The 26725-nt window shown below is 72.6% G+C and carries 25 protein-coding genes; 13 read left to right on the forward strand and 12 right to left on the reverse strand.

Annotated elements, in window-relative coordinates:
• Positions 1-250 precede the first annotated feature (250 nt).
• Positions 251-3595 (reverse strand): S8 family peptidase, encoded by a 3345-nt coding sequence (locus ACSLIC_RS13490; protein ID WP_436737914.1) that lies wholly within the window; start codon positions 3593-3595, stop codon positions 251-253.
• A gap of 288 nt (positions 3596-3883) precedes the next feature.
• On the opposite strand from ACSLIC_RS13490, the gene ACSLIC_RS13495 reads away from it, so the two are divergent.
• Positions 3884-4477, forward strand: coding sequence for an HAAS signaling domain-containing protein (locus tag ACSLIC_RS13495; RefSeq protein ID WP_436737915.1), 594 nt, complete (start codon positions 3884-3886; stop codon positions 4475-4477).
• A gap of 292 nt (positions 4478-4769) precedes the next feature.
• On the opposite strand, the gene ACSLIC_RS13500 is transcribed toward ACSLIC_RS13495, so the two are convergent.
• The 3 genes from ACSLIC_RS13500 to ACSLIC_RS13510 form a co-directional block, all read right to left on the reverse strand.
• On the reverse strand, positions 4770-5786 hold the full coding sequence (locus ACSLIC_RS13500) for a transporter (protein ID WP_436737916.1): 1017 nt from the start codon (positions 5784-5786) through the stop codon (positions 4770-4772).
• The gene (locus ACSLIC_RS13505) at positions 5783-6751 is read right to left on the reverse strand and encodes an ABC transporter ATP-binding protein (RefSeq protein WP_436737917.1); all 969 of its coding nucleotides are present in this window, start codon (positions 6749-6751) and stop codon (positions 5783-5785) included. The genes ACSLIC_RS13500 and ACSLIC_RS13505 overlap by 4 nt, the downstream gene beginning before the upstream one ends.
• Before the next feature lie 70 nt (positions 6752-6821).
• Positions 6822-7241, reverse strand: coding sequence for a GntR family transcriptional regulator (locus ACSLIC_RS13510; protein ID WP_436740368.1), 420 nt, complete (start codon positions 7239-7241; stop codon positions 6822-6824).
• Positions 7242-7534: 293 nt separating this feature from the next.
• Between ACSLIC_RS13510 and ACSLIC_RS13515 the strand changes: the two genes are divergently transcribed.
• Positions 7535-8020 (forward strand): DUF7144 family membrane protein, encoded by a 486-nt coding sequence (locus ACSLIC_RS13515; RefSeq protein WP_436737918.1) that lies wholly within the window; start codon positions 7535-7537, stop codon positions 8018-8020.
• 85 nt (positions 8021-8105) lie between these two features.
• Here ACSLIC_RS13515 and ACSLIC_RS13520 read toward each other — a convergent pair whose 3' ends face one another.
• From ACSLIC_RS13520 to ACSLIC_RS13535, 4 genes are all read right to left on the reverse strand, one after another.
• Positions 8106-10007 carry an ABC transporter ATP-binding protein gene (locus ACSLIC_RS13520; RefSeq protein ID WP_436737919.1) on the reverse strand — a complete coding sequence of 634 codons (1902 nt, stop codon included), beginning with the start codon at positions 10005-10007 and terminating at the stop codon, positions 8106-8108.
• A gap of 85 nt (positions 10008-10092) precedes the next feature.
• The gene (locus ACSLIC_RS13525; RefSeq protein ID WP_436737920.1) at positions 10093-10761 is read right to left on the reverse strand and encodes a lasso peptide biosynthesis B2 protein; all 669 of its coding nucleotides are present in this window, start codon (positions 10759-10761) and stop codon (positions 10093-10095) included.
• Positions 10762-10835: 74 nt separating this feature from the next.
• On the reverse strand, positions 10836-12488 hold the full coding sequence (locus ACSLIC_RS13530; protein ID WP_436737921.1) for an asparagine synthase-related protein: 1653 nt from the start codon (positions 12486-12488) through the stop codon (positions 10836-10838).
• A gap of 194 nt (positions 12489-12682) precedes the next feature.
• The gene (locus tag ACSLIC_RS13535) at positions 12683-12811 is read right to left on the reverse strand and encodes a hypothetical protein (RefSeq protein ID WP_436737922.1); all 129 of its coding nucleotides are present in this window, start codon (positions 12809-12811) and stop codon (positions 12683-12685) included.
• Positions 12812-13602: 791 nt separating this feature from the next.
• On the opposite strand from ACSLIC_RS13535, the gene ACSLIC_RS13540 reads away from it, so the two are divergent.
• On the forward strand, positions 13603-14673 hold the full coding sequence (locus ACSLIC_RS13540) for a transcriptional regulator (protein WP_436737923.1): 1071 nt from the start codon (positions 13603-13605) through the stop codon (positions 14671-14673).
• 82 nt (positions 14674-14755) lie between these two features.
• On the opposite strand, the gene ACSLIC_RS13545 is transcribed toward ACSLIC_RS13540, so the two are convergent.
• A complete protein-coding gene (locus tag ACSLIC_RS13545) occupies positions 14756-15205 on the reverse strand; it encodes an ATP-binding protein (RefSeq protein WP_436737924.1) in 450 nt (149 codons plus the stop codon).
• Between the two features lie 255 nt (positions 15206-15460).
• Between ACSLIC_RS13545 and ACSLIC_RS13550 the strand changes: the two genes are divergently transcribed.
• The 3 genes from ACSLIC_RS13550 to ACSLIC_RS13560 all read left to right on the forward strand — a co-directional run bounded on the left by ACSLIC_RS13550 (position 15461) and on the right by ACSLIC_RS13560 (position 17175).
• Positions 15461-16297 (forward strand): helix-turn-helix domain-containing protein, encoded by an 837-nt coding sequence (locus ACSLIC_RS13550; protein WP_436737925.1) that lies wholly within the window; start codon positions 15461-15463, stop codon positions 16295-16297.
• 6 nt (positions 16298-16303) lie between these two features.
• Positions 16304-16504 (forward strand): DUF397 domain-containing protein, encoded by a 201-nt coding sequence (locus ACSLIC_RS13555; RefSeq protein WP_436737926.1) that lies wholly within the window; start codon positions 16304-16306, stop codon positions 16502-16504.
• Between the two features lie 299 nt (positions 16505-16803).
• The gene (locus ACSLIC_RS13560; protein WP_436737927.1) at positions 16804-17175 is read left to right on the forward strand and encodes a hypothetical protein; all 372 of its coding nucleotides are present in this window, start codon (positions 16804-16806) and stop codon (positions 17173-17175) included.
• Here ACSLIC_RS13560 and ACSLIC_RS13565 read toward each other — a convergent pair.
• Together ACSLIC_RS13565 and ACSLIC_RS13570 are read right to left on the reverse strand one after the other, a co-directional pair.
• Positions 17148-17522: a DUF7676 family protein gene (locus ACSLIC_RS13565; RefSeq protein WP_436740369.1), complete on the reverse strand. Its 375-nt coding sequence runs from the start codon at positions 17520-17522 to the stop codon at positions 17148-17150. The genes ACSLIC_RS13560 and ACSLIC_RS13565 overlap by 28 nt on opposite strands.
• A gap of 10 nt (positions 17523-17532) precedes the next feature.
• Complete coding sequence (locus tag ACSLIC_RS13570; RefSeq protein WP_436740370.1) at positions 17533-17670, reverse strand: DUF7676 family protein; 138 nt, start codon at positions 17668-17670, stop codon at positions 17533-17535.
• Positions 17671-17836: 166 nt separating this feature from the next.
• Here ACSLIC_RS13570 and ACSLIC_RS13575 point away from each other — a divergent pair, with 166 nt between their 5' ends.
• The 5 genes from ACSLIC_RS13575 to ACSLIC_RS13595 all read left to right on the forward strand — a co-directional run bounded on the left by ACSLIC_RS13575 (position 17837) and on the right by ACSLIC_RS13595 (position 22234).
• On the forward strand, positions 17837-18403 hold the full coding sequence (locus ACSLIC_RS13575; RefSeq protein WP_436737928.1) for a hypothetical protein: 567 nt from the start codon (positions 17837-17839) through the stop codon (positions 18401-18403).
• Between the two features lie 72 nt (positions 18404-18475).
• Entirely contained in the window at positions 18476-19219 is a 744-nt protein-coding gene (locus ACSLIC_RS13580) for an ABC transporter ATP-binding protein (protein ID WP_436737929.1), read from the forward strand.
• Complete coding sequence (locus tag ACSLIC_RS13585) at positions 19210-20526, forward strand: DUF7224 domain-containing protein (RefSeq protein ID WP_436737930.1); 1317 nt, start codon at positions 19210-19212, stop codon at positions 20524-20526. Before ACSLIC_RS13580 ends, ACSLIC_RS13585 begins: the two co-directional genes overlap by 10 nt.
• Positions 20523-21116, forward strand: coding sequence for a hypothetical protein (locus ACSLIC_RS13590; RefSeq protein WP_436737931.1), 594 nt, complete (start codon positions 20523-20525; stop codon positions 21114-21116). The genes ACSLIC_RS13585 and ACSLIC_RS13590 overlap by 4 nt, the downstream gene beginning before the upstream one ends.
• A 203-nt stretch (positions 21117-21319) precedes the next feature.
• Positions 21320-22234 carry a TIGR03620 family F420-dependent LLM class oxidoreductase gene (locus tag ACSLIC_RS13595; RefSeq protein WP_436737932.1) on the forward strand — a complete coding sequence of 305 codons (915 nt, stop codon included), beginning with the start codon at positions 21320-21322 and terminating at the stop codon, positions 22232-22234.
• A 503-nt stretch (positions 22235-22737) separates the two neighbouring features.
• Here the strand turns inward: ACSLIC_RS13595 and ACSLIC_RS13600 are convergent.
• Positions 22738-23712 carry a glycosyltransferase family 2 protein gene (locus ACSLIC_RS13600; RefSeq protein WP_436737933.1) on the reverse strand — a complete coding sequence of 325 codons (975 nt, stop codon included), beginning with the start codon at positions 23710-23712 and terminating at the stop codon, positions 22738-22740.
• A gap of 438 nt (positions 23713-24150) precedes the next feature.
• Here ACSLIC_RS13600 and dnaK point away from each other — a divergent pair, with 438 nt between their 5' ends.
• On the forward strand, positions 24151-26013 hold the full coding sequence (gene dnaK / locus ACSLIC_RS13605) for a molecular chaperone DnaK (RefSeq protein ID WP_436737934.1): 1863 nt from the start codon (positions 24151-24153) through the stop codon (positions 26011-26013).
• Positions 26010-26699: a nucleotide exchange factor GrpE gene (gene grpE, locus ACSLIC_RS13610; RefSeq protein ID WP_436737935.1), complete on the forward strand. Its 690-nt coding sequence runs from the start codon at positions 26010-26012 to the stop codon at positions 26697-26699. The genes dnaK and grpE overlap by 4 nt, the downstream gene beginning before the upstream one ends.
• The last annotated feature ends 26 nt before the right edge of the window (positions 26700-26725 follow it).

Below are 26725 nucleotides of genomic sequence, written 5' to 3' on the forward strand. Positions count from 1 at the left end.
ACCGCCGCTCCTCTGTTCGACCCTCTATGCCCGTGACCTCGCGGCGCCGGACCCGGTCGGCCCCGGCGTCGGACCTCTGCCCGAAGGGCGTGTCACACTCCGGCGCGTACGACAACTGGCGGCTCCGCGCCCCGTGTTGGAGCTCTTCAGGCGAGCAGCGCCGGCCCCGGACGCGCGAGCGGCCCACCGCACGGAGGGAATCCGTGCGGCGGGCCGCCGTCGCGCGAGGGGAACTACGCCCCGTGCCCGGTCACTTGGCCAGGTAGGCGCGGTAGATCCGCACCGTCGAGGTGTTGCCCTTCTTGTCGGTGACCTTGGCGGCGAAGGAGACCGCCTTGCCCTCGGCGGGGTTCTTGAAGGTCATCTTCCCCTTCAGGACGTGGACCTTCTTCCAGGTCTTGCCGCCGTTGTGGCTGACGTACGTGCGGAGCGACGCGAGGTTCTTGCCCGCTGCCGCGCCCTGCACCGTCACCGGCACCGAGACCGTCTTGCCGGCCTTGGCCGTGCCGTCGGCCGCCACGGCCGGGGCGAACCGGACGGTGGAGACGGGCAGCGCGGCGGAGTCGGTCTTCTGGGAACGGAACGTCCAGGCCACGTCGACCCGGGTGGAGAGGGGGCTGATCTTCGCGCTGTGCCGGGCCGAGGCCGTCAGCCGGTAGTCGGCCGCGCCGGCCGGTACCCGGAAGCCCTCCTCGCCGGCGAGCGGGTCCTTGTTCCGGCCGATCTCCTTGCCGTCGCGGTACAGGACGGACTTGGCCGACGAGAGCGCCATCGAGCCGGGGTTGCCCCGGCCGTCGGCGAGCAGCGGGAGGTACCCCCTGATCTCGTCGCCGTCACGGAAGACGCCGAACTCCTCGTTCAGCAGGGGCCCGAACACCGGCTCGTTCACGGTCTCCCGGTACTTCCGGCCCGCCTTGTACTTCGCCGCCGAGGTGACCTGGTAATCGGACTCGTAGGCCGGGTAGCCGTCCTCCTCGATCGGCCCGAGCTGGCTGAAGTCCAGGGCCCACCGCACCTTGTCCGCGGTGGAGAGGTACAGCGTGCGGGTGCCGGGCAGCTTCTGCTCGCCCGAGGCGACCCAGCCGTCACTCTCCCTGGGCAGGAGGGGCCAGGCGCTGACCTCCCCCTTCTTCTTCGCGCCGGCCGAGCCCATCGCGAGCTTCACCTCGGCCAGTTGCCCGGTGGTGAACGTCCGGCTGTAGCCGGTGGCGAGCCGCTCGACCTCGCCGCCGACCGCGATGTCGTACTGGGTCGACGCCCCCTTGGTCCAGTTGCCCGTCCAGTGCTGGGTGAGCGACCCGTCGCTGATCTTCGGGCCGACGTGCAGCGTGCGCAGACCGGCCGGCGAGTCCGAGAGCCGGCCGAAGGAGACGGCCTCGTCCCCGGCCTCCACCGAGTAGGCCGGGGCGAACAGCCGGCTCTTCGCCTTGGCGTCCGGCATGGTGATCTTCACCGGCTTCGCCTTGCGGGCGTCGAAGGTCAGCGTGGTGTCCTTGGAGACCGCGATCTTGGGCCGGGCCATCCAGTCGGCGCCCTCGGTGACGTCCTCCGGGTCCTGGTAGACGTTGGTGTCGACCGCGTACGTGCCCTTGGGCACCCGGATCTTCGCCGTGCCGTCGACGACCTCCGGTGCCAGGAACGGGAAGTCCGCGCCGGCGCCGAAGCGGTAGATCGTGGGCTCGGCGTAGGCGGCGGGACGGCCGTCGCGCCCGAGGTGCTTGACGGTGATGTCGTAGCTCTCCACCTCACGCTCGACCGCGGCGGCCGTCCGCACGCTCTGCCCGCCGCCGGTGGCGACCAGGTACGCCGCGTAGGTGCCGTCGGCCGTGCCTCCGAGCCGGGTGTCGGCGGTCAGCGGGACCTCGGCGGTGCCGCCGGCCGGGACGGTGACCCGGTCCGCGCCGAGGGTGAAGAACCCGGCCGGGGCGGGCTTGCCCTTCGGGCCGGTGCCCGTCACCTCCAGATCGAGGGTGACGTCGCTCTTCCCGGTGTTGCGGTACGTGACCTGCTCGGTGACCGGCTTGTCGTCGGTGTGCGGCCACTGCTGCATTCCGAAGCTCACCGAGACGGGGTCGGCCACGACGCTCTGCTCCAGGGCCCGGTCCACCGCGATCCGCCCGGAGCCCTGCTGGAACGGGTTGTACGGGCCGGGTTCCGCCGACGCGGTCAGCGCGCCCTTCAGCTCCAGGTGCGCCCAGTCCGGGTGCTGCTGCTTGAGCAGGGCGGCGGCGCCCGCGACGTGCGGGGTGGCCATCGACGTACCCGAGATGGTGGCGTAGCCGGCGGGGTTCTCGCCCACGTCCTCGGCGATCGCGGACCCGGGGGCGATGGCCGCCGTGGTGTCCACGCCGGGGGCGGTCACGTCCGGCTTGACCGCACCGTCGCCGACACGCGGGCCACGGCTGGAGAAGTCCGCCAGTTCGTCCTTGTCGTCGACCGCGCCGACGGTCAGCGCGGCGTCCGCGCTGCCGGGCGAGCCGACGGTGCCCGCGCCGTCGCCCTCGTTGCCGGCGGCGACGGCGAACAGGACGCCCGTCTCGGCCGAGAGCTTGTCGATGGCCGCTTCCAGCGGGTCCACCTCGGGGGTGTCCGCGCCGCCGAGGCTCAGGTTGACGATGTCGGCGCCCTGGGCGACCGCCCACTCCATTCCGGCCAGGATGCCGGAATCCTCGCCGTACCCCTCGTCGTCGAGCACCTTGCCGGCGAGCAGCTTGGCCTCCGGGGCCACGCCCTTGAACTTCCCGCCCGACGCGGCGCCGGTGCCCGCCGCGATCGAGGCGACGTGCGTGCCGTGGCCGACCCGGTCCTCGGTGTCCTCGGCGTCGCTGAAGTTCTTCTCCGCCACGACCTGGCCCTTGAGGTCGGGGTGGGTGGCGTCCGTCCCGGTGTCCAGGACGGCGATCTTGACGCCCTTGCCGGTGAACCCGGCCTTCCACGCCGCCGGTGCGCCGATCTGCGGGACGCTCTTGTCGAGGCTCGCGCGGCGGACCCCGTCCAGCCAGACCCGTTCGACACCGGCCGTGGTGGTGACCCGCGCGCCCTTGGCCCGCCCGGCGGTGAGCGCCTTCCAGAGAGCCGGGACGTCGGCGGTCGGCGTGGTCACCGACTCGGCGTTCAGCGAGGCGAGGCGGCGGCCGACGTCGGTCCCGCCCGCCTCGCGCACCTGCGCCTTCGCGGCGCCGGCCTGCTTGCCCCGGTAGGCGACGATCAGTTTCAGGCCATCGCGTTGGGCCCGCAGGTTCTCGGGCCGACTCAACTCGGTGACGTCGAACAGTCGCCGGTCGAGCTTGCCGGAGACGACCAGCCGGTGGGCGTCGGCCGGGACGACCAGGGTGTGCCCCCGGCCGGTCATCCGCTTGACCGGGATGTGCTCGCGACCCTTCGCGGGCCGGAAGGTGACCGGCTTGCCCTCGGCGTCGACGCCGACCCGGTCGCCGGTGACGAGGGTCAGGTGACGCAACTGCCGGCCGGACTGGTGAGCGCCGGCGCCCGATGTCCCCCTCGGGTCCGGCTGGGCGGCGAAGGACGGGACCGTCCCCGCCGCCAGGGCCACGGCCACCGCTGCGGCGACCGTCGGTATGGATGTCTTCCTCACGCCTCTGCGCAAGTCTCCCCCTAGAGAACTCGGTGGTTCCTCAAGCCGCCGGTCCGCGGCGGCCCGGCAGGGGCCGCTCGCGCCGTCGGTTCACCGGACTAGATCGCGTGGCGGACGGATTGGTTGCCAAGGGAGCTCTGGGGCCCGTGAGTTGACGCGAAAGAGCCCTTGGGCGTCGCGGGGGCGGTCCGCGCCCCGGTGCCGCCAGCTATAAGCGGGGTGTATAGCATCCGTGGGGAGCGGGGATTCGCTTCGCCGAGGTGAGCAGCGGAAGAGGTGGGGCGAGCGGTGAAGTCCGGGAGCGCGCAGGCGGCGTACCAGGAGCGGGACGCCTATCTGGCGGAGGTGGAGCGGGCGGCGGCCGAGCTGGCCGACGACCGGCGCAGGGCGCTGGTGGCCGATGTGGCGGTGCGGATCGACCGGGGGCTCGACGGGCGCCCGGAGGCGATGAGCGAGGTCCTGGCCGAGCTGGGCGACCCGCGCGCGGTGGCGGCCGGGTCGTCCTCGCCCGGTCGGCCGCCCGTGCCCGCCGGGCGGCCGGCGCGGGTACACCCCGCCGTGCCGGTCGGGCTGATCGCCGCCTCGTACGCGCTGGCGCTCGTGCTCCAGCTGACCGGGGTGCCGACCGGGGTGCTCGCGGTGGCGCTGCTGGTGCGGCTGACCGGTGTCGTGCTGCTCTGCACCAGCCGCTTCTGGCGGCCGTGGCAGAAGCTGACCGGGGTGCTGGTGACGCTGGTGCTCCCCGCCGCCGCCAACCTCCTGTGGAACCAGGTGCTGAGCGGCGAGGACCTCATGGCGCTCCGGGTCCTGGCCGACCTGCTCCAGCTGGTGTGCGTCGTGGGCGGTGCCGCCTGGCTGTGGCGGACCCGGCGTAGGGCGTGAGGTCCCGGGCGGCCCGTGACATCCGCGTACCCGGAGCGCTCGGTCCCGAACGCCGCGAGTTCTTCACCACAGAAGCCTCCATCAGCCCCCTCACGGGCCAGATGGCGCGACACTGGGACCACGGCCCCCACGGGCGGGCCGCCGCGACGTCCGGGGCTGAGGGGCCCCGGGCAGGTGCCGAGGGCTGAGGGGCCCTCGGCTGCTGTGGAAAGACCGCCGGGCGCGGGATACGGCTTGGGATGGCCGTGCCCCGCGCCCGCCGGCACGTCGTACGCCGCCCGCCGGCGGCCGGTCAGAAGGAGCGGCGCCGCATCCACAGCCACACGAAGGTCACCGTGAGGGCGGCCAGCCCCAGGCAGACGGCGCCCTCGGCGAGCTGGAGGTCGCGCATGTGGGCGAGCGGGTGGCGCTCGGAGTACTCGTAGAGCGCCCCGTGGTCGGCCAGGCAGGTGTCGAAGTCGTCGGCCTGGAAGCAGGGGGCGGAGTCGAAGAGCGTCTCGTCGGCGAGGGCCGACTGGGGGTGGACCAGCATCCAGTCCTCCTCGCGGACCGGCGGGACCGTCTGGCCGAACGAGGTGTTGGACCGCACCAGATACGGGCGGACCGCCATCAGCACGGCCGTCAGCGCGCCCATCGCGCCCAGCGTCAGCGCCATCGCGGGCAGCGTCCGCCGGGTCACCGCGCCCGCCGCCGCGCCGAGGGCCACGCCGAGCGCCGCGTACCCGACGACGGCCGGGCCGGTGGGGATGAAGGCGATGGCCGTGTACCAGTACAGGCCGAGCGTCGCCTGCCCGGCGCCCTCCAGCGCCCACGAGCCGACCCAGGCGGCGACGCCCGTCCCGGCCATCAGCGCGCCCATCGGCAGCCCCAGCTTGTGCAGCAGCCAGCTCTCCCGGGTGATGCCCTGCGCCCACACCAACCGGTGGGTGTCCGCCTCCAGTTCGCGGGCGATCAGCGGCGCGCCCACGAAGAGGCCGCCGAGGAAGGGCAGGGCGAGGATGCCGACGAGGACGAGCCGGAACGGGGCCGCGTACAGGCCGCGGTACTCGTCGATGAGCTCCTGGCGCGCCGTGCACCGCTCGGAGCCGCCCATCAGCGGGCAGTCGGCGATGCCGTGCGCCGCCTGGAAGGCGACGGCGTTGTGGCGCAGCAGGACGGCGGCGGCCACCAGGACGGCGACCAGTGTGAGGCCGGTCCACAGGGCGCCCCGGTGCTGGCGCCACACCAGCCACGTCATGCCGTGCAGCAGGCGGCGGGGCCCGGGGACCGGGGTGGTGGCGGACTCCCTCTCCAGGGTGGCGGTGCTCATGCGGCGTGATCCTTGCTGGCGAGGGGCGTCGAACCGGGCGGGGTCGCGGAGGCGGTGAGGAGCGGGGGCGCGTCGGGCGAGCGGAGGTAGGCGAGGAGCAGCTGCTCCATCGAGGGCTCGGTGACGGTCCAGGTGGGCCCGTCGGCGAGCGGGGCCTCGCGGCGTACCATCGCGGTGAACTGCCGTCCGCTGGTGGTGGATTCGACGACGGTGTGCCCGTCCAGCGGGCCGCGCGCCCCGGGCGCGGGTGCCGCGCCGGTGACCAGGCTGTGCGCCCAGGCCAGTTCGTCGGCCTCACCGGCGAGCCGGACCCGGCCTCCGGCCAGGACGAGCAGGTAGTCGCAGACGCCTTCGAGTTCGGCGAGGGTGTGGGTGGACATGACGACGGTCGTCCCCGACTCGGCCGCCTCCGCCATCAGCAGGCTGGTCATCTCGTGCCGCACCAGCGGGTCGAGGTCGGCCATCGGCTCGTCGAGCAGCAGCATGCCGGGCCGCTTGCCGAAGCAGAGGGCGAGGGCGAGGCGGGTGCGCTGGCCACCGGAGAGGCTGCCCGCCCGGGCGTCGAACGGGATGTTCCCCGCGCGCACGATGGCCTCGGCGCGGCGCTGGTCCCACTCGGCGCCGTTGAGTTCGCGGCCCATCCGCAGGGTGTCCGCGACGGTCAGGCGCGGGTACAGGGGCTTGGACTGCGCGAGGTAGCCGACCCGTCGGCGGGCCAGGCCGCCGCGGGGGTCCCCGCCGAAGACGCGCAGGTTGCCCGCGGAGGGGCCGCTGACCCCGGTGGCCAGCGACATCAGGGTGCTCTTGCCGGCACCGTTGGGGCCGACCAGGCCGCAGACCCGGCCGGCGGGGAGGCGGAAGGCGCACTCCTTCAGGGCCCAGCCGCGCCGGTAGCGCTTGCCGAGCCCGGACGCCTCCAGGGCGACCAGTCCGGCGTCGGCCGGGTCGAACTGCTCTGTGTACACGTGCGTGCTCTCTCGTCCGTGGGGAGGTCCGGGCGGCCCGGGGGCGTTCGGCCGCTCTCGCCGGGAAAGTTCAGGGGCGCGCGGGCCCGGCCTGCGGCGGGGAGCCCGCCGCCGCGTAGACCTCGGCGCGGCAGGCGTCGAAGAGCGCGGTGGCGTCCTCGGGGTCGAGCCCCGCCTCCTCGGCCCTGCGCAGCCACGCCGTCAGCTCCGCGCGCAGCGGCGCGTGCGAGGCGGTGTCGGCGGTACCGAGCCCGCGCCGCACGAAGGTGCCGCGCCCCGGCTGGAGTTCGACCAGCCCCTCGCGCTCCAGCTCCCGGTACGCCTTGAGCACGGTGTGCGGGTTGATCGCCGCCGTCGCGACGACCTCCTTGGCCGTCGGCAGCTTGTCCCCGGGGACGAGCACCCCCAGCCGCAGTGCCTGCTTGGTCTGCAACACGATCTGCATGTACGTCGCGACACCACTGCGCCGCTCGATCCGGTACGTGATCACGCTGGTGCGTCCTTCGTCGTCCGCCACGTCACCCTCACCGCCCACCATCATTGTGTATATGGAATAGCACAATGATGGTGGAGGGGGGTGCGGGTCTTTGTCAACCGCCCGCACGGCTGTGACCGCGCGCCTCACCCGAACACCAGGGACCACACCCTCCGCGCGAGTCGGTTCCCGCTCCGGCGACGGGGCCGCCTCCGGCCCCTCACCCGTTCGGCTCAGCCCTCCGTGCGCCCCGGGCGCGGCGCGTTGAGGCTGGACGGAGCCACGCCGTCGAGGAGAGGGCACCCGAGATGAGTGATCAGCACGAGACCCCAGACCCCCGCGAGGCGCGCAGCGGCGCGTCCAACGGCGCGCACAACGGCACCGCCGACGTCCCGGCGGACGACTCCGCCCGCCAGGCGTGGGCCACCGGCGGCACGGTCCTCGCGGGCGTCCTCCTGCTCCTCCAGGGAGTCTTCGGCTTCCTCCAGGGCATCGCGGGCATCGCCGACAACACCGTCTACGAGGTCATCGGCGACTACGCCTTCAAGATGAGCGTCACGGCGTGGGGCTGGATCCACCTGTTCCTCGGCGTCCTGGTCGCCCTCACCGGCTGGTGCATCCTCACCGGCCAGACCTGGGCCAAGGCCACCGGCGTCGGCCTCGCCGCCGTCTCGGTCATCCTCAACTTCATGTGGCTCCCCTACCTCCCCCTCTGGGCCATCCTGAACATCGCCCTCGGCATCTTCGTCATCTGGGCCCTGTGCACGGAGCGCTCCGACGCGCCGGCGCTGTAGCGGCCCCGCCGCCTCGTCGGCCCCCGAACCGAGCGGGACACGACCGGACCGGGTCGTGTCCCGCTCGTCCGGGTACGCGGGAGGTCTACGAGGACTGCCCGGCCGACGCGTGGTGGACGCCGTCCTGGAGCCGGTGGAGCTCGGCGAAGCGCCCACCGGGACGGCCGAGCAGACCTTCGTACGTGCCGGACTCGATCACGCGCCCGTGGTGGAGGACCACGACGCGGTCGGCGATGCGGGCGGAGGCGAGCCGGTGCGTGACGAACAGGCCGGCGCGGCCGTCGGCGAGCGTACGGAACCGCTGGAGGACCTGGTGTTCGGCGCGGGCGTCCAAGGCCGCCGTGGGCTCGTCGAGGAGGTGGACGGGGGCGTCGGCGTGGAAGGAGCGGGCCAGGGCGAGGCGTTGCCACTGGCCGCCGGAGAGGTCGTGCCCGCCCCACCACGAGCGGGCCAGAGAGGTGTCCAGGCCCTCGGGGAGTGCCGCGAGGACGGTGTCGGCGCCGGAGGCGCGGGCGGCGTCCATGACGGCCAGGTCCCCTTCTGGCCGGGGTGTGCCGAGGTGGATGTTCTCCCGGGCGGTGAGCGGCCAGCGGGTGTAGTCCTGCGGGGTGAGGGCCAGCTTTGCCCAGACGCTCGCGGGGTCGACGTCGGCCAGGTCGTGGCCGTCCCAGCGGACCGTCCCGGTGTCCGGGAGGTAGAGGCCGGTGAGGAGCTGGACGAGGGTGGACTTGCCGGCGCCGTTCTCCCCGATGACGGCGACGAGTTCCCCGGAGCGGAGTTCGAAGTCGAGGCGGTCCAGGGCGGGTCGGTCGGCTCCCGGGTAGGTGAAGGTGACGTTGCGGGCGGCGATGAGCGTCGGCGGCCCGGCGGGGAGCTGGAGGGTTCCTCGCCGGGTGCGATGGTGTTCGGCGTCGGTGAGGAAGGCGGCCCAGTCGTCCAGGTAGAGGCCGGTGCGGAAGACGCGGGCGGCGGCGCGGGTGAGCGTGGCCAGGGCGGCGGAGGCGGTACGGAGGGCGAAGAGGGCGGTTCCCGCGGCGGCGAGGTCGATCCGGCCGGCGGTGACCATCCAGGCGAGGGCGGCGAAGCAGCCGGCGAGGGCGAGGGAGGAGGCGGCGTCGCCGGTGAGCTGCACGCGCAGGGAGCGGAGGGCAGCGGCCAGTACGTCGTGTTCCAGGCGGTCGGAGACCTGCCGGTAGCGGGTGCTGAGGAAGGGGCCCATGGCGCAGGCGCGGATCTCGGCGGCGGTGTTGCGGTCGGTGCTGTAGCCGCGCAGGGACTGCCGGAGGCGGGAGTCGGCGCGGGAAGCGTGGACGGCGGCGTGTTCGAGGCGGGCGGCGCGCAGGGAGGCGACGGCGCGGGGGGTGGCTGCGAGCAGGAGCAGGGCGAGGAGGATCGGGTCGAGCGTGGCGACGACGAGTCCGACGGCGGCGAGGCGGGCGGTGGTCGAGATGAGGCTCTGGGCGTCCGCGACGAGGTCGCGGGCGCTCTCTGCGCCCTTGCCGGCGGCGTCGAGCCCGTCTTCGAAGCCGGGGTGCTCGTAGGCGATCAGCTCCACGCGGGCGGCTGCGTCGAGGACCTGGAGGTCGGCTTCGCGCGAGCACTTCGGGCCGAGTCGGGCTGCGGCGGCGCGGGCGGCCGCGTCCGCGAGGGCGGCACCGGCGAGCGCGAGGACCAGGGTGACGCAGGGCATGGTCGCCCCCGAGAGCAAGGGGGCCACGGCGCGGCCTGTGGAATGGGCGGTGACCATGTCGAGCCCGGCCGCGAGCACTGCGGTTGTCGCGGTCAGGGCGAGCGCCGCGAGAACGGCGGCCGCGACCTGTGCGACGACCATGCCGACCACGGCCGGGCGGTCGGCGCGCCAGGCGAGGCGGGCGGTGCGGGCCAGGACGGCGGGCATCCGCCGGGCGGTCCGGCCCAGCCCGGCGGTGGGGCGGCTCTCGTCGGCCAGGCGCATGACGGGGACGACGGGCGGGGTGGGTGTTGTCACTCCTCCGGTGTAGGCGGGCCCTGACGCCGCCGCACGGGGATTGCCTGCGGTGCGGTACAGATCCGCAGGTCAACCCCCGAGAGCGTCAACATGACGCCTTACGATTCGCCCTTTCGGGCAGGCGTACGGGAGGTGCGGCGAGGGCGCCGACCCAGGGGCGGCGGGGGTCCGGGCGGTCGCAGCCGGACAGCCCGAGCGCGCCGTCCCCGGTCCACACCCACGCATGCGCCTCGGTGGGCAACTGCCGTGCGCCCAGCACCCAGTGGGCCCGCCGGCCGCACAGTGCCAGGGCGAGGACCGTCGCGAGCGAGATCTCCATGCAGGCGATGCGGCCCCGGTACCAGGCCGGGCGGATCTGCGGAATGGCAGCCGAGACGGCGCCGGCCAGAGCGGGTGGGGCAGCGGGCAGCACTCGCAGTGGCGCCAGCGCCCGCAACCGCCACCTCAAAGGCGCGGTCATCAGGATCAGAGAGAGCGCCAGCCCGGTCCGGGCCAGCCAGCGCACCGGGCGGGAGGGGGGCCGGTCGGTGTCCGGGGCCGGCGCCGCCACATCGGGCATCTGCTCAGGAAGCGCCTGGAGCCCCGGTCCGGCGGTGGTGAGGTACCCGGCATGGACGAGCTGGTCGATGGTGGTCTGGACGGTGTGCTCGGCCGTCTCGCCGTGGCCTTCGGCGGCGAGCGTCGCGATGAGGGTGACCACCCGGCCCTCGACGGCGGCCGCCCAGATCCGGTCGGTGAGCGGGCTTGCCCACATCCACGTTCCGGTCGCTTCGTTCAGCACTGCGACTGTCTCGCCCAGCTCGGCCCGGTGCACTCCGGGCGGGACCCTCAGCATGCGGCACCGGTCCGGTCGGCAGCCGGCTGCTGGACGGGGAGGCCGTACTTCAGCCACCAGGTGGTGATGAGGAACATCTCGACCGCCGGTATCGGGGCTCGGCCGACGCCTCCCGCCGCAGCCGCCAGGCCGAGCTGCACGCGGCGGGCGTCGAACAGACCGCAGCGCACCAGCGGGCTCTCCTCCACGAGGGGCCGGAGGCCGAAGTGGTTGCGGCTCAGACCCGCATGAAGCAGGGGAGAGAAGCTGCCCTTCGTACGCCGGTCCGTGAGCCAGCTCGGCAGGTCCGGGCGGGCAGCGGCCAGCAGGGGCTTGTACGCGCCGGATCTGCGCCGCTCGGCTGCCGGGATCGCCAGGCAGGCCCGCACGACCTCGTTGTCCAGGTAGGGGGAGACCGGGTTCACCCCGAGGTGGGCGAAGAGGGGCGCGCTGTCGCGGACCGCCGCGCCGTTGTACCGCAGGGCCGCCCAGTCGTCCCACTCGCCGGCCTCCTGGGCGCCGACCGTGTGGGCGGACTCAGCGAGCAGGCCGGCGACTCGCTGTCGGCCGAGATCGGTCAGCCAGCGGGTGGCCGGCCCGACTGCGCACCAGCTCCACAGCCGGAGCGCGGCGTCGACTTGACCATTCGCGACCTGGTCTGCCGCCCTCTCCAGTGCTTGCGGGCGCCCCCTGGCAGCCTCCCGTATGCCTTTGAGGAGCGGGCCGGGAGCCGCGTTGACGCGCCGCGCGTGCTCGGTGGCTTCCCGGCTGGCTCGTCGCCGTTCACGGGCCTGGGCCATCGCTGTGTAGGCCGCCGAGGACGACTCCAGCACCACATCTCCACCGTGCCCGGTGAGGTGCACCGCCGAGACATCACGCGCAGGAGGCAGGTAGTCCAGGTCGAGCGGGTGAGAACTGACCGCGAGGACGGGCGCGTAGGGCGCCACCGTCGGCCAGTAGGTGAAGTGACCCGTGGTGACGGTGGCGCCGGCGCTCAGATGGTGCTCAGCGCCCACGTACTCAGCGACGCGACCTGCCAGCCGCGTGTCCTCGGCATCCGCCAGCGGCCCTCCGTAGGTCACGGCCAGCACGTCGGCGACCGACGCGGCCGCCACCACAGCCGTCGAGGAGTCCAGACCGCCGGACAGGTCCGCGCTCACGCGGCCGTCGGCCGACCTGGCGTGGGCCTGCGTCGCACGCCACAGCGCCTCGCCTACGGCGGCAGCGCCTTCCTCGATGCTGCGGACTCGGTGCGTCGGCCGGGCGTCCACCGTCTTCGCACTCCCGCCGTCGAGGATGAGGACGGTGCCGCCGGCTACCCGGCACACCCCTCGCCACACCGAACGGTCCGGCCAGTGCTCAGCCGTCCCGACCGCGATCTGAGCCGCCAGCATGTCCAGGTCCGGGCTCGCGCCGGTCAGCTCCGCGAGCAGGTCCGCGCGGGTGGCCCAGACCGGGCCCTGCGGCGTGCGGGCGTAGAACACCGCGCGGACTTCCGCCAGGTCTCCGGACACCACGGTGCGGCGCCGTGCCGCGTCATGGACGACCAGCCAGTACGAGCCATCCATCAGGGAAGCCGCCTCGAACCGTCCCTCGCAGACGGCTGCGGCGGTGTCGATGATCTCGCGGGCGCCGGCGCGGCAGGCGCCTGCCACCAGCACGCTCATGTCGGACGCCGCCACCTCCCGGACGAACGTCCCTTGTGGATGCCACACCCCGCCAGTCCGCGCCGCCCCCGGGCGGGGCGCGAAGGCCCCCGATGCCAGCCACATGTCCATGCTTCTCCCTCTCCCTCCGTCACGTGCCCAGGACGCGCCCGAGGGGGCGGACGGCCATGCCGCCCGCCCCCTCGGAGTGCTGATCAGTTCTCGAAGTAGTTCGACTTGTCCGAGTCGTTGAAGCTCTGGCGGCCGAGGGTGATCTCGTCCACCGGCTCGATGGCCAGCGCCGGAACCTCGGGAGCGGTGATCTCGATGGCGGTGCTCTGCATGGCGTCCTCATCTCTGAGTGGTTGACGGTGCTGCCGGGGCGGCAGCACCGGGCATCTCGCCGGGCGGCGGGAGGAGCTGCTAGACCATGTCGTAGGTGTGGGTGGCCTCGCGGGTCTCCGTCCCGCGGCCCAGGGTCACCTCGTCGACCGGCTCGGTGAGCAGCAGCGGCATGCTGTCGTCGTGGATCTCCGGCGCCATCGCCGCCTCCTCTTGTGTCGCGCCGGAGTGCCCGGCGACACCCACAGCACACCCGTTCGGAGACCTGAGCGGAATCCGGCGCTGACCGGTGATCGGCGGCGGCTCACGCCCCTTGGAGAACCGGGTGTGGTTCGGCGCGCGGACCGGTGCCTGCCGGTGCTTGGCGGTGAATTACTGCCGTCCACAGCCGAGTTGGAGTACGCGTACTACCCTGAAAGGTCAACATCTACGGAGGACCAGCATGGGCCGGCCCCCGCTCCACCAGCAGCGAAACGCGTTGCTGGAACACTGGATGAACCGCTGCGGACTGTCGAACGGGCAGCTCGCACGGCTCGTCAACGCCCGTGGACAGGACGAGGGCGTCACAGGGCTCGGTACCGACGAGAGTCGCGTACGGGCCTGGCGCAAGGGGGCTGTGCCCCGCCCGCCGGTGCCCCGGTTGATCGTGGATGTTCTCACCTCGCTGTCCGGCGCATCACTCAGCTGCGAGGACATTGGCCTTCCGGGCGACCACGGGCCAGTCGGAGGGGTCCGGTTGCCGTGGACCCGCACGAGCGCGCTCACCGCCCTCAGTCAAATCATCCGGAGCGAGATGATGCTGCCCGATACCCGAACCGAGCCCGAAGCGGCCCGCGTCCACACCGCCGACCACCTGCTCGCACCCCTTCAGCAGTGGGCCTTAACCACCCCCAACGACCCTGACCCTCGTACGCATCACCGCACCGGACGCCGGATCGGAACCTCCGACGTCGAGGCGGTACGGCAAACCACCGCGACCTTCCGCGACCTGGACAACCGGAGAGGCGGCGGCCTGTCCCGCACGGCCGTCCTCGGCCAAGCCGACACCGTGATGGCCATGCTGCGAACCGGCACGTACACCGAGCACGTGGGCCGCGACCTCTTCGCCGCCGCAGCCGACCTCGGCAGCGTCGCCGGCTGGATGAGCTTCGACGCCGGCCGCCACGCCGCCGCCCAGCGCATCTTCATCTCCGCACTCCACGCCGCCACCGAAGCCCAGGACCGCGCCCTGGGCGCGCACATCCTCCAGTGCATGGCCCGGCAGATGTCACACCTCGACCGTCCCCAGGACGCCCTCGAACTCGTCGCGCTCGCCCAGTACGGCGCCCGCAACCAGATGACCCCCGCCACGGCGGCCGCCCTCACCGCCCTGGAGGCACGCTTCCTCGCCATCCTGGGCCGGCCCGCGGAAAGCTGTGCCGCAGCAGACCGCGCCCAAGACCACTTCGCCCGCGTCGACACGGAGAACGAGTCGCCACACATGGCGTACTTCGACCTCCCCGAGCTGTGCGCCACCCTCGGGATGGCGCACCAGATCGCCGCCAAGCACCTCACCGGGCCCGAGCGAGCCACCAGAGCCCGCCGTTCGCAGGAGTTGGTCCTCGCAGCCCTCGCACACCGTCCGGAGCACCGCCGACGCTCAAAGGCGTTCGACCACCTCGGACTCGCCCGCACCCACCTGGTCGCCGGGGAAGTCGAAGGCGCGGCTGAGGAGACCTCCCGTTGTCTTCACCTGATGGGAGCCGTGGACTCGCGGCGTCTCCGCGACCGGCTCGGCGAGCTCTACCGGGAGGCGGGTCCTTACGCGGGCACACCCCGAGGCCGTGACCTACGGGAGGAGATCCGTGGCCGCCTGCTCGCCTGAACGGTGAGCGGAACGGCTGCGGCCGCCCCGAACCGGGAGCGGTCCGCGCCGGCGCCCGGTTTCGCCGGACACCGACGCCCTGTCAGGAGGCCGAGCGGTAGGGCCCGTCGTCCAGGTCGAACCACACCGTCTTACGCCCCCGGTCACGCGGTACCGGCCAGGCGACGCCCCAGGTGGCCGCGAGGCGGTGGACGAGGAGGAGGCCGCGACCGTGTTCCCCGGGGTCGCGGCGGTCGCGCGTGGCGGGGAGGGTGGACGGCCAGATGTCCCCGCTGTCGTCCCAGACCGCGACGGCGACCCGGCCGGGGTGCGCGGTGACGTCGAGGTGGATCGCGGGTGTGGCGGTGTGGCGGCGGACGTTGGTGGTCAGTTCGCTGACGCACAGGCGGGCGTCGTCGGCCAGGTGGGGGCGGCCCACCGTGACGAGGAGAGCCGAGACCAGGCTCCGCATGAGCCTGGGGGCGGCGGCCGTACTCGGGAGGCTGAAACGGGCTGCCGCGTTGTCGAGGGGCGGAGCTGTTGACCTGCTCATTCGGTGGTTCCCCATGTCTTCCCAAAGGTGACGTGAGCACCGGTCGGCACCACCGTCCGTGGCAGTGGCCATCCCCCGGGGCGCCTGAACAGGCGTGCGGATGGCTGCACTTCGGGTCTTCCCGGGGTGCTGCTGGCGCTGTCAGAACCATAGGCCACCCGGGATCAACATAGCTACGGAATGCAGGATCTATGTTGATCCTTGTGGACCCGGTTCACCTCAACGGGGCAGACTGGCGGCATGCCTCCAAGGACAGTGACGACCGCCCGCCAGCGACGCCTCGGTGCGGAGTTGAGGAAGATGCGGGAGGCCGCCGGCCTGAACGCGCGTGAAGCCGCAGCGCTGCTCGGCATCGATCACACCAAGATCAGTCACATGGAGACGGCTCGGTCGGGTGTTGGCTCGGATCGCCTGCGGGTGCTGGCGAACAGCTACGGGTGTTGCGATGAGCCCTATCTTCAAGCGCTGCTGGCGATGGTCGCAGAGCGTGAGCGTGGCTGGTGGGAGGAGTATCGCGGTACGCTTCCCGCAGGATTTCTTGATTTGACGGAACTTGAGGCGAAGGCGAAGAGTCTGCGCACTTATCAAATCGCTCATCTTCCCGGTTTGACGCAGACCGAAGGCTATGCGCGGGCAGTCTTCGACTTCACGTTTCCGCGGTTGGACGAGGAGCATGTCGGTGCCAGGGTCGAGCACCGGATGCGGAGGGCTGAAATCCTGGATGCTGACGGAGGGCCCCATTTCAGCGCGGTCGTCCATGAGGCGGCGCTCAGGATGAGGTTCGGCGGGCCGAAGATGGCGCGCGCTCAGTTGGATCACCTCCTGAGCCTCTCCGAACGGCCCAACTGCACGATACGGGTGCTGACCTTCGAGGCTGACGGCTTTGCCGGTTCGGGGCAGGCTGTACTCCTTGCGGAGGGTGATGTCCCGAAGCTGGACACGGTGCAGCTCGACTTCGCGCACGGGGCGGCCTTCCTTGATGCGGCGGCGCAGCTCGATGCGTATCGGGATCTGCTGTCCGAGATGGAATCCCGTAGTCTTGGCGTCGCAGAGTCGCGAGATCTTATCCGGGAAATCGCACGCACATTGTGAAAGGTCATGAAGATGCCGGAAAATGAATGGCAGCGATCTTCTTTCTGTGGCGGAGGCGGCAATAACTGTGTGGAAACCCTGCCTCGGGATGGCGTGATCTTCATGCGCGAGAGTCAGGACCCCGAGGCGACGATCCGGGTGACCCCGGAGCAGTTCGCCGTCTTCGTGCGAGGGGTCAAGGCTGGAGAGTACGACCACTTGATCTGAGCGCGCCAACCTTCGCGGCCCCGAACCGGACCCCGGTTCGGGGCCGTTCTGCGTGCACCACCCACCCGGGCGTCAATGTAGCTACCGCATCACTATTGCTCCTGAGCCGTATGTGGCGGTACCGTCACCGGGCGTGGTCAGTGCGACCGGTCTCGGAGGGGAAATATGCCTGCAAGGGCTGAATTCTGCCTGCTCTCAGGCGTGTTGGCAGACGCCTTCCGCGAGTGCCTCGTTCACCCCGCCGCTCCGCGCGGCGACTGTCCGGGGGTGCTCACCAAGCGCCGAGCAGGGAGTCAGGTATGAGCCACGGGCGACAGGTGACGGCGTGGAGCGACGGCCAAGACGAGGTGCGGCAGGGCTTCTGGCTGGAGAACCTGTGCTTCTCCCCCGCGTCTTCCGGGCCGCCGGCCGTTCTGGCGCTGGACATGTTCGACCGGCCCGGGGACGCCGTGCGGCGGCTGTGTGAGCAGGTGCGGATCGCTCATGCCTCCTCGGTGATCCCCAGGGCTATGGAGGAGGTCGTCGCCCGGGCCCGGAGCCGACGCGTCGGCGCGCTCGCCGCGCTGCATCGGGGTGAGCCCTGCGGGTTCGTCCTGGACCTCCCTTCGGGTGCCCGGCTCCACTGGGAGATCCGGCCCATGCCCTACCTGCTGATCCGGCCCGCGCCCTGAACGCGCCCGGGGCCGGCCCCGGGCGCCTCACTCGTGCCTGAATCCCTTCCATGCCGGTCCAGCGGATCGGCGTCCAGGCCGAGGGAGTGGCCGCGCAGGGCGTCCCCGGCGGCGAGACGGTTGAAGTCAGGGGTGTCGCCCAGCTGTTGGGTGTCGGTGAGGAAGGGGTTGGGGAGCAGGGCGGTCCTCGTCTGTTCGGCGCGGCCGTTGGAGAGGCGGATACCCAGGAGGCGGGGTGGCCGTCGGCGACGAGCGCCTGGTACCTCCCGGCCCGCGAGCAGTATCGGGTACAGCTCAACTCCGGTGTGGGGAAGGCGTGTTCGCTGGTGCGGTGATGGAAGTGTCAGGCGCCGGACCCTACGGTGGCGTAGCCGTCGTGGAGGCTGATGTCGGTCGGCTCCGAGGGGCGCCGACCTCCCAGGCGGCGCCCTCGATGATCGGGCCGAAGTTGATCGAGCGCCAGTGGTCGGTGAAGACGCGGGTCAGCAGGTCCAGGAGGGCCGGCTCGCCGGTGGGCGGCGGCCAGTACTGCTCGTTGCCCGGGTCGGCGGGAGTGCGGCGGCGAGGGTGCCCCGGTGGGCGCGGTGCGTGGCGCTGGTGGGTCGCTGGGGGAGGCTCCGACTGCCAGGCCGTCCGTCAGTGACGGAAAAGTGCCCTTGACGTGAAGATCGTTTCGCACATACTCAAATCGGCGCTGTCCGTGCCGAGTTGTGCACCGGGCGAGGGTGTCGGGATTGTTGTTGACTTACTTCAAGTGATCCTGGGGGGATCTGAGTCTTCCGTGCGTATGCACAAGATGGCCGCTGTCGTCGTGCTGGCTGCCGCGTTGCCCTTGGCAGCCTCGCCGACCGCGTCGGCCGCTGCCGTCGACGCGACCTCGTCGGCCATACAGCCGCTCAGCCACCGCAGCTACATCAAGCAGGCCACCGTGGGCTTCACGTCGTCCCAGTACGACAACCTGGAGGGCAGCACCTCCATCGAATTCACCGGCTGCACCTCTGACAACGGGTTCGACAGCAAGTCGGTCACCGTTCAGTTGCACAACTACCAGACGGCGCTGCCGAACGAGCACGACGAATCCAAGACCTACACCAAGTGCTTCCAAGGCGGCACGTCGTCGGGGACCTGGAACCGGCAGGCGTACGGCCTCTACTTCACCATCAACAAGATCAACGGAGCCACCTACGGGCCGATGCTCAGCGTGAAGACCGTCGACTTCATCCACTGACCCGGGTCAGACGGGGTGCCCTGCTCGGTCGAGGAGGGCACCCGCCGGTTCCTCCTCATCGAAGGCTCCCGAATGCCCATCGAACTGCGCTCCGTCATGTACGGATACCAGCGCCGCCGCCCCGTCCTGGACGGGCTCACCCTCGCTTTCGCCCCCGGACGCACCGTCTTCCTCGGGCCCAACGGCGCGGGCAAGTCCACCACGCTCGCGCTCGCCGCCTCCGCCCTGTTCCCCCGCGAGGGAACCGTCCGGCACGGGGAAAGAACCACCGCGCGCCGTGCTGATCTGCGTTCCTACCGGCGGCGGGTCGGCTGGCTGCCGCAGCGCGTGGAGACGCTCTCCGGGCTGACGGCGCGGGAGCAGGTCGCGTACGTCGGGTGGCAGAAGGGCATGAACCGGCGTGACGCGTGGGACGCGGCGCGGACCGCGCTGACCAGGGTCGAACTCGGCGACCACCTCGACCGCAAGGCGAACCGGCTCTCCGGCGGCCAGCTGCGCCGGGTGGGCGTGGCGCAGTCCCTCGTGCACCAGGCCGACGTGCTGCTCCTGGACGAGCCGACCGCCGGCATGGACCCGCGCCAGCGGCGCGTCTTCCACGACGTGCTCGCCTCGCTCGGCCGGCACGTGATCCTCTCCACCCACGACGTGGCCGACCTGGAGGAGAGTTACGACCACGTGGTCGTGCTGGACGCGGGTCAGGTGCGGTACCAGGGCAGCGTCGCGGGCTTCCTCGCGCTCGCGCCCGAAGGCACCGCCCCCGGGCGGCTTGGCGAGGCCGCCTACCACCGCACAGTGGGGGATTCGGCATGGGTCTGAAGACGGCGCTGCGCACCTCCGGCGTGCTGTGGCTGGCTCCCCTGGTCCTCGGTATGAGCTGGCACCTCACCCACTTCGACAGCCGTCGGCTGCCGCCGTACTGGGCGGGGAACACCGCCCTCGCCGCTCTCTGCGTCGCCATGTACGGCCCGGCCTGCGCGGCGCTCGCGGCCCGTCAGGCGGGACGCCTGCGCCGCGCCGGGCTGCCCGGTCTGGCGCCGGTCCGAAGCCGGTACGCGACCGCGCTGAACGCCCTGTGGCCGGTGGCGGCGCTGGGCGTGGCGGCGGTGGGGGTCTCGCTGGTGACGGTACGGATCGACACCGGGAGCGCGCACGACTGGCCGCACCTGGGCGTCCTGGCCCTGTGCGGCGCGCTGATCGCGGCGCACACGGTGGCAGGGTACGCGGCCGGCTGGGTCCTGCCCCGGCTGCTGGCGCCACCCCTCGTGCTGGTCGCCGACTACCTGTGGATCGTCCTCCCGAACACGATCGTGGACCCGATGTGGCCGCGCCACCTCACCGGCATGCTGGACGGCCCCGTGGGCAACTTCGCGCTCACGACGCACCCTGTCGCGCTGTGGGCGCCCGGCATCCTCGCCGTGGGGGTGGCGCTCGCCGTGGTGCTGGGCGGGGAGGCGGCGCGTCTGCCGGTCCTCGCCCGGTCGCGGCTGCCGCGCTTCGGCGCCGCGGCCGCGGTGGGCGCCATCGTCGTCGCCGCCTGTGGGGCGTTCGCGAGCGCACCGGTGCGGGGGTGGGACGGGGACCCGCCTCCCTACGCCCGCTCCGACGCGCCGGTCTGCACCGGTTCCGCGCCGCGTGTCTGCGTACCCGCCGACTTCGGAGGGGACCTCGGGACGATCACCGAGGCGGCGGACTCCGTGGTGGACCGCCTCGCCGAAGCGGGCGTGCCCCGGCCCCGGCAGATCTCGTACGTCACCGCCGACCCGGCCGACCGGCGCGCCGACACCTGGTACCACTTCCTGCGCCCCGGGGCCGACAGGACCGAGGCGGAGCGGGCCATCGCCATGGCCGCCGCGCCCCCGCTGGACTGCCGGGGCTACGTGGGGAGCGGGTCGGCGCTGGAGGCATGGCTCCTCCTCACCACCGGTACGGATCGGGACACGGTCGCCCGGATGGTCCTGCGCCAGGACCTGCTGCTCCTCGACGACCTGGTCCTCCCCCTGTCCCGTGCCGAGCAGGGCCTGTGGTTCACCGAGACCTCCGCCTCGCTGAGGAAGTGCAGGTACACGGCCGACGCGGACGCGGACAAGTATCTGTACGACCCCTCGCCGGGGGGTCGATCATGACGCTCTGGTGGAAGGTCCGGGCTCTGCCGGTGCCGGCGGTCGGCCTCGTGCTGTTCGCCGTGCTCGCCGCCGTCGTCGGGAACGCGTCCGCGGAACTGCCGTCCCTGTACGGCGCCACCGCTCAGCCCCTGCTCCTCTTCGCGCCGCTGGTGCTCACCCTCGCCCTCAGCCACTGCCTGCACCGCAGGCTGCCGTCCGCCGAGGCTACCGGTGTGCGGGCGGGCGCCTGGTGGGACCGGGTCCTCGCGCTGTCCGTGGCCGGGCTCGGCTGCGGGGCCGTCGTGCTGCTCCCCGTCGCGTCGGGGGGCCCGGATCAGGACGCGGCGGGCCGTAACACCCTGTTCCTCGTCGGGCTGCTCCTGGTGGTCCGGCGGGTGGCGGGTGAGCTGGCCGGGGCGGTGGCGCCGGTCGCCTGGGTGCTGGCCATGACCCTGATCGGCAGCGCCGGGCCAGGCCGGACGTACGTCTGGTCCGTCGTCCTGCTTCCGGGGGGCCACCGGGGCGCCCTCGTGGTCTCGGTCGGCCTGCTCCTCGTCGGGATCGCCGTACTGCCGCGCGGCGCGCCGAACCGAGGAGGGTGGGGCAGGTGAGGCAGGGCAGGGATGTGCGCGGGGAGGGCCCGGACCCGGGCATCCCGCCACCTGGGTCTGCCACCGCCGTGGGTCCCGGGAATACCAGCTCCCGGACAGCAGGATGTCCGGGGTGGGGCCCCCGCCCCCGTGACACCGGACCGACCGCCCGGGCCCGGCCCCCACCGCCCAGGGAAGGCCCGCGACGAAGGAGCGAGACGACCATGACCAGCCCTACCAGCACCACCGCCGCCCGCGAGCTGGGCATCGGCCCCGTCGGCATCTGGAGCGGCGCGCTCCGGGTCAGTGACGGGACCGGACGGGCCGGAGCCATCACCGACGCCGCCGAGGAGATCGAGGCACTCGGCTACGGGGCCATCTGGGTCGGCGGGGGCGCGAGCGTCGCCGACGCCGAGGCGGTCCTCGCCGCCACCCACCACCTGCGCGTCGCCACCGGCATCCTCTCCATCTGGGACCACCCGGCCGACCGCGTCGCCGAGCAGGCGTCCGACGCCAACCGCGCCTACGACGACCGCTTCCTCCTCGGCATCGGGGCCAGCCACCAGCAGCTGGCCCCCAAGGAGTACGCCAGGCCGTACACCGCCATGCGGGAGTACCTGACCGTCCTCGACGAGGCGCCCCACCCCGTCCCCGCCCGGCAGCGCGTCCTCGCCGCCCTCGGGCCGAAGATGCTCCAGCTCTCCAAGGACCGGGCCGCGGGTGCCCACCCGTACCTCGTGACCGAGGGATACGTCGCCGAGGCCCGCGAGGCACTCGGCTCCGGCCCGCTCCTCGCCCCCGAACTGAAGGTCGTCCTCGACGACGACCTCGCCCGGGCCCGCGAGACCGCCCGCGCCTACCTCCGCTTCTACCTCGAACTCCCCAACTACACCAACAACCTGCGCCGCGCCGGGTTCGGCCCCGCCGACTTCGAGGACGGCGGCAGCGACGCCCTCCTCGACGCCGTGGTCGCCTACGGCGACGCCGAGCGCGTTCGCGCCCGCGTCACCGCCTTCCACGAGGCCGGCGCCGACCACGTCGCCCTCCAGGTCGTCACCGCCGACCCCCTGCAGGACCTCCCCATCGCCGCCTGGCGAACCCTGGCAGCCGCCCTCGAACTCCCCGGCGCCACGCCCTGACGCCGACCCGGCGACGGCGCGCGGCCAACCTCCGGCCCGGCCGGCGCCGAGGCCATCGGCGACCGGTGTCTGACGACGGGCGCGCGCCCCAATCCAGCCCGGCGGGCGGTTGAGGCCAGTCGGTGACGGTGCGGCCCGGCTCTCCGCACCCCATCCCAGCCCGGCCGGCGTCCGAGGCCAGTCCGCGACCGGCGCGGCGGACTCCCCGCGCCCGACCCCAGCGGCCCCTGGGGCCAACCCCCAGCTCATCCGGCGCCGCAGGCAACCACCTTGCAGCACACCCCTGTTGCCTGGCACTATCCCGCTGACTGCCCGGCGGGACCGGGCGGAGCGACTACCACCGCTTCTGGGCGGTGGGCTGGCCGCGTGACGGCGGCAGCGGCGTCAGCCGCACAGGCGGCGAGGGCCGCCGGGAGCGGGCGTGGCGCGGGAGAGCGCCGAGGCGGACGTCACCGGAGCGGTACGAGCCGGTGACGTCGCCCGTGCCCAGCTCGTGACGGAGTTCAGCCCCGCGCCGCCCGCACGACGGTGCGCAGATAGGGCGCGGCGACCAGGAGCGGAGCACGGGCCCCCGCGTGCCGCAGGCAGTACGTCCACCAGGCACGGGGCGGCAGGTCGGCGGCACGGCGGCGCAGGGCCTCGCGTACCCCGATGCCGGGTTCCTCCCAGGCGGGTGGCAGCGGCAGGGCGTGGCGTTCGCCGACGGCGCGCGGGGCGACGAAGGCGGGCACCCGCGCCCGGCGGGCGCGCAGCCCGTGGTCGAGGTCGCCGAGGGTGTGGCGGAAGGCCCGGTCGAGGTCGCCGGCCCGCTCGCGGGCGGCACGGGGCAGCAGCACGGCGGCCCCGTCGTAGGTGTCGCAGAGTTCGGTGCGCCCGGTCGGCTCGACCAGTGGCAGCCGGTGCGGGGCGCGGGTGCGGCGGCGTCCGGAGTAGGCGAGCGGCGCGGTGCCGGGCCGGGCGCCGGGCACGCGGCCGTCGCGTACGGCGCCGACCACCACCGCGGTGTCGCCGAGCGAGCGGGAGGTGGCCAGGAGCAGGGCCAGCGCCTCGTCGGCGAGGACCACGTCGTCGCGCAGCCAGAACTGGTGGGTGAAGGGGGTGGTCCCGGCCGCCCTGCTGTTCCGGCTGGCCATCCGGATGCCCTCGCCCCAGCGGACCCGCGGCCCGGCCGGGTGCACCTGGACCTCGGGGTGGGCGGCCCGGACCGCTTCGGCGGTGCCGTCCCGCGAACCGGCGTCGACCAGGTGGACGCGCAGGGCCGTACCGGGCGGCAGGGACCGCTGGTCGGCGAGGGCGTCCAGCGCCCGCAGGGTCTGCCGGCGACGGTCCCGCGAGGTCATCAGCACCGCCACCACCGGCGCCCGCCGCCCCACGTACGAGGTACGGGCGGCCTCCTCCAGCGGTACGGCGGCGATCCCCGCCGGCGCGGCACCGGCGACGGCCCCGACATCACCAGGGGAGGGCTGCGACGGCTCCACCCGAATCTCCTCACACTCACCCAGCGCACGCGGGGCGGACGATTTGCCCCATAGGGCGCGACTCGCCCCATACTCCGCCCTGCGCCCCGGCATTCCCCCGACCGACCCGGCCCCGCCCCGAAACTCCCCCCGCCCGCCACGGTGACTCGGGCCGCCCCTCCCCGTCCGGTCGGCGTTCGAGGCCGTCGGCGCCCGGTGCCCGAAGGCGGCGAGACGCGCATCCCGGCCCGGCCGACGCCTGGGGCCGCCTCGCCCCGGGGCGGGCCGAGCCCCCGCTCGAACCGCCCCTGACCTGCGAAGGCGGACCGAGTCGGCGGCCCTCTGCTCGGACTGGCCGAATAAAACTTGAGCCTCACCGACTCAAGCACGTTGACGCGCCGCGCGCCCTCATGCATCCTTGAGTCAGTTCCACTCAAGTAGTCAGCTGGAGGAATTGACATGGCACGTGCGGTCGGCATCGACCTGGGCACGACCAACTCGGTCGTCAGCGTTCTGGAGGGCGGCGAGCCCACCGTGATCACCAACGCCGAGGGCGCCAGGACCACGCCGTCCGTCGTCGCCTTCGCCAAGAACGGCGAGGTGCTCGTCGGCGAGGTCGCGAAGCGTCAGGCAGTGACCAACGTCGACAGGACCATCCGGTCGGTCAAGCGCCACATGGGCACCGACTGGAAGATCGACATCGACGGCAAGAGCTTCAACCCGCAGCAGATGAGCGCCTTCATCCTGCAGAAGCTCAAGCGCGACGCGGAGTCCTACCTGGGCGAGAAGGTCACGGACGCGGTCATCACCGTCCCGGCCTACTTCAACGACTCGGAGCGCCAGGCCACCAAGGAGGCCGGCGAGATCGCGGGCCTGAACGTCCTGCGCATCGTCAACGAGCCCACCGCCGCCGCCCTGGCGTACGGCCTCGACAAGGACGACCAGACGATCCTCGTCTTCGACCTCGGTGGCGGCACCTTCGACGTGTCCCTCCTGGAGATCGGCGACGGCGTCGTCGAGGTGAAGGCCACCAACGGCGACAACAACCTCGGTGGCGACGACTGGGACCAGCGCGTCGTCGACTACCTGGTCAAGCAGTTCCACTCCGGCCACGGTGTGGACCTGGCCAAGGACAAGATGGCCCTCCAGCGCCTGCGCGAGGCCGCCGAGAAGGCCAAGATCGAGCTGTCCTCGTCCACCGAGACCTCGATCAACCTGCCCTACATCACGGCCTCCGCCGAGGGCCCGCTGCACCTGGACGAGAAGCTCACCCGCGCCCAGTTCCAGCAGCTCACCTCCGACCTGCTGGAGCGCTGCAAGACGCCGTTCCACAACGTCATCAAGGACGCGGGCATCCAGCTCTCCGAGATCGACCACGTCGTTCTCGTCGGTGGCTCCACCCGCATGCCGGCCGTCGCCGAGCTGGTCAAGGAGATGACCGGCGGCAAGGAGGCCAACAAGGGCGTCAACCCGGACGAGGTCGTCGCCATCGGCGCCTCGCTCCAGGCCGGTGTCCTCAAGGGCGAGGTCAAGGACGTCCTGCTCCTCGACGTCACCCCGCTGTCCCTCGGTATCGAGACCAAGGGCGGCATCATGACCAAGCTCATCGAGCGGAACACGACGATCCCGACCAAGCGGTCCGAGATCTTCACCACCGCCGAGGACAACCAGCCCTCCGTGCAGATCCAGGTCTACCAGGGCGAGCGCGAGATCGCGGCGTACAACAAGAAGCTCGGGATGTTCGAGCTGACGGGTCTGCCGCCGGCCCCGCGCGGCGTCCCGCAGATCGAGGTCTCCTTCGACATCGACGCCAACGGCATCATGCACGTGACCGCGAAGGACCTGGGCACGGGCAAGGAGCAGAAGATGACCGTCACCGGCGGCTCCTCGCTGCCGAAGGACGAGGTCAACCGCATGCGCGAGGAGGCCGAGAAGTACGCGGAGGAGGACCACAAGCGCCGCGAGGCCGCCGAGTCCCGCAACCAGGGCGAGCAGCTCGCGTACCAGACCGAGAAGTTCCTCAAGGACAACGAGGACAAGGTCCCCGCTGAGGTCAAGACGGAGGTCGAGGAGGCCGTCGCCGAGCTGAAGGAGAAGCTCAAGGGCGACGACTCCGCCGAGATCCGCACGGCCACCGAGAAGGTCGCGGCCGTCTCGCAGAAGCTCGGCCAGGCCATGTACGCCGACGCCCAGGCCGCGGGCGGCGAGGCCGGCGCCCAGGGTGCCCAGGGCGGCGAGCAGGCCCAGCAGGGTGACGACGACGTGGTCGACGCCGAGATCGTCGACGACGACAACGACAAGCGCAAGGGCGGTGCGGCGTGACCGAGGAGACCCCCGGATCCGACGAGCAGCAGGACGCTGACGTCACCCCCGGTGCCTCCTCGGACGACGCGGCCGAGACCGCCGGGCCCGCCTCCTCGGAGGCGGGTCCGGCGGGCGCGGGCACCGACGCCACGGACGGTCTGACGGCCCAGCTGGACCAGGTGCGCACGGCTCTCGCCGAGCGCACCGCCGACCTCCAGCGGCTCCAGGCCGAGTACCAGAACTACCGGCGCCGGGTCGAGCGGGACCGGGCCGCCGTCAAGGAGGTGGCGATCGCGGGCATGCTGGCCGAGATGCTGCCGGTCCTCGACGACATCGGCCGCGCCCGTGACCACGGCGAGCTGGTCGGCGGCTTCAAGTCGGTAGCCGAGTCGGTGGAGACGGTCACCGCCAAGCTGGGCCTGGTCCAGTTCGGCAAGGAGGGCGAGCCCTTCGACCCGACCATCCACGAGGCCCTGATGCACAGCTACGCGCCCGACGTCACGGAGACGACGTGCGTCGCGGTCCTCCAGCCGGGGTACCGCATCGGCGAGCGCACCATCCGGCCCGCCCGGGTCGCGGTGGCCGAGCCCCAGCCGGGCGCCCAGCAGGCCAAGCCCCAGGCGGACGCCAAGGCCGAGCAGGCCGAGGCCGAGCAGGACGGGGCGAAGCCGGACGAGGAGAACGGTGGCCCGCAGGAGGGCTGAACCGCTCACCGCCGCCGCGGTCACCT

It is taken from the genome of Streptomyces sp. BBFR102 (genome assembly GCF_051397025.1).
GTDB lineage: Bacteria > Actinomycetota > Actinomycetes > Streptomycetales > Streptomycetaceae > Streptomyces.

Coding starts and splice junctions, on each gene's coding strand:
- ACSLIC_RS13500 (WP_436737916.1), bottom strand. CDS start 5,786: ATGAGCACCGCCACCCTGGAGAGGGAGTCCGCCACCACCCCGGTCCCC.
- ACSLIC_RS13515 (WP_436737918.1), top strand. CDS start 7,535: ATGAGTGATCAGCACGAGACCCCAGACCCCCGCGAGGCGCGCAGCGGC.
- ACSLIC_RS13525 (WP_436737920.1), bottom strand. CDS start 10,761: ATGTGGGCAAGCCCGCTCACCGACCGGATCTGGGCGGCCGCCGTCGAG.
- ACSLIC_RS13530 (WP_436737921.1), bottom strand. CDS start 12,488: ATGAGCGTGCTGGTGGCAGGCGCCTGCCGCGCCGGCGCCCGCGAGATC.
- ACSLIC_RS13535 (WP_436737922.1), bottom strand. CDS start 12,811: ATGCAGAGCACCGCCATCGAGATCACCGCTCCCGAGGTTCCGGCGCTG.
- ACSLIC_RS13540 (WP_436737923.1), top strand. CDS start 13,603: ATGATGCTGCCCGATACCCGAACCGAGCCCGAAGCGGCCCGCGTCCAC.
- ACSLIC_RS13545 (WP_436737924.1), bottom strand. CDS start 15,205: ATGAGCAGGTCAACAGCTCCGCCCCTCGACAACGCGGCAGCCCGTTTC.
- ACSLIC_RS13555 (WP_436737926.1), top strand. CDS start 16,304: ATGAAGATGCCGGAAAATGAATGGCAGCGATCTTCTTTCTGTGGCGGA.
- ACSLIC_RS13560 (WP_436737927.1), top strand. CDS start 16,804: ATGAGCCACGGGCGACAGGTGACGGCGTGGAGCGACGGCCAAGACGAG.
- ACSLIC_RS13580 (WP_436737929.1), top strand. CDS start 18,476: ATGCCCATCGAACTGCGCTCCGTCATGTACGGATACCAGCGCCGCCGC.
- ACSLIC_RS13585 (WP_436737930.1), top strand. CDS start 19,210: ATGGGTCTGAAGACGGCGCTGCGCACCTCCGGCGTGCTGTGGCTGGCT.
- ACSLIC_RS13590 (WP_436737931.1), top strand. CDS start 20,523: ATGACGCTCTGGTGGAAGGTCCGGGCTCTGCCGGTGCCGGCGGTCGGC.
- ACSLIC_RS13595 (WP_436737932.1), top strand. CDS start 21,320: ATGACCAGCCCTACCAGCACCACCGCCGCCCGCGAGCTGGGCATCGGC.
- dnaK (WP_436737934.1), top strand. CDS start 24,151: ATGGCACGTGCGGTCGGCATCGACCTGGGCACGACCAACTCGGTCGTC.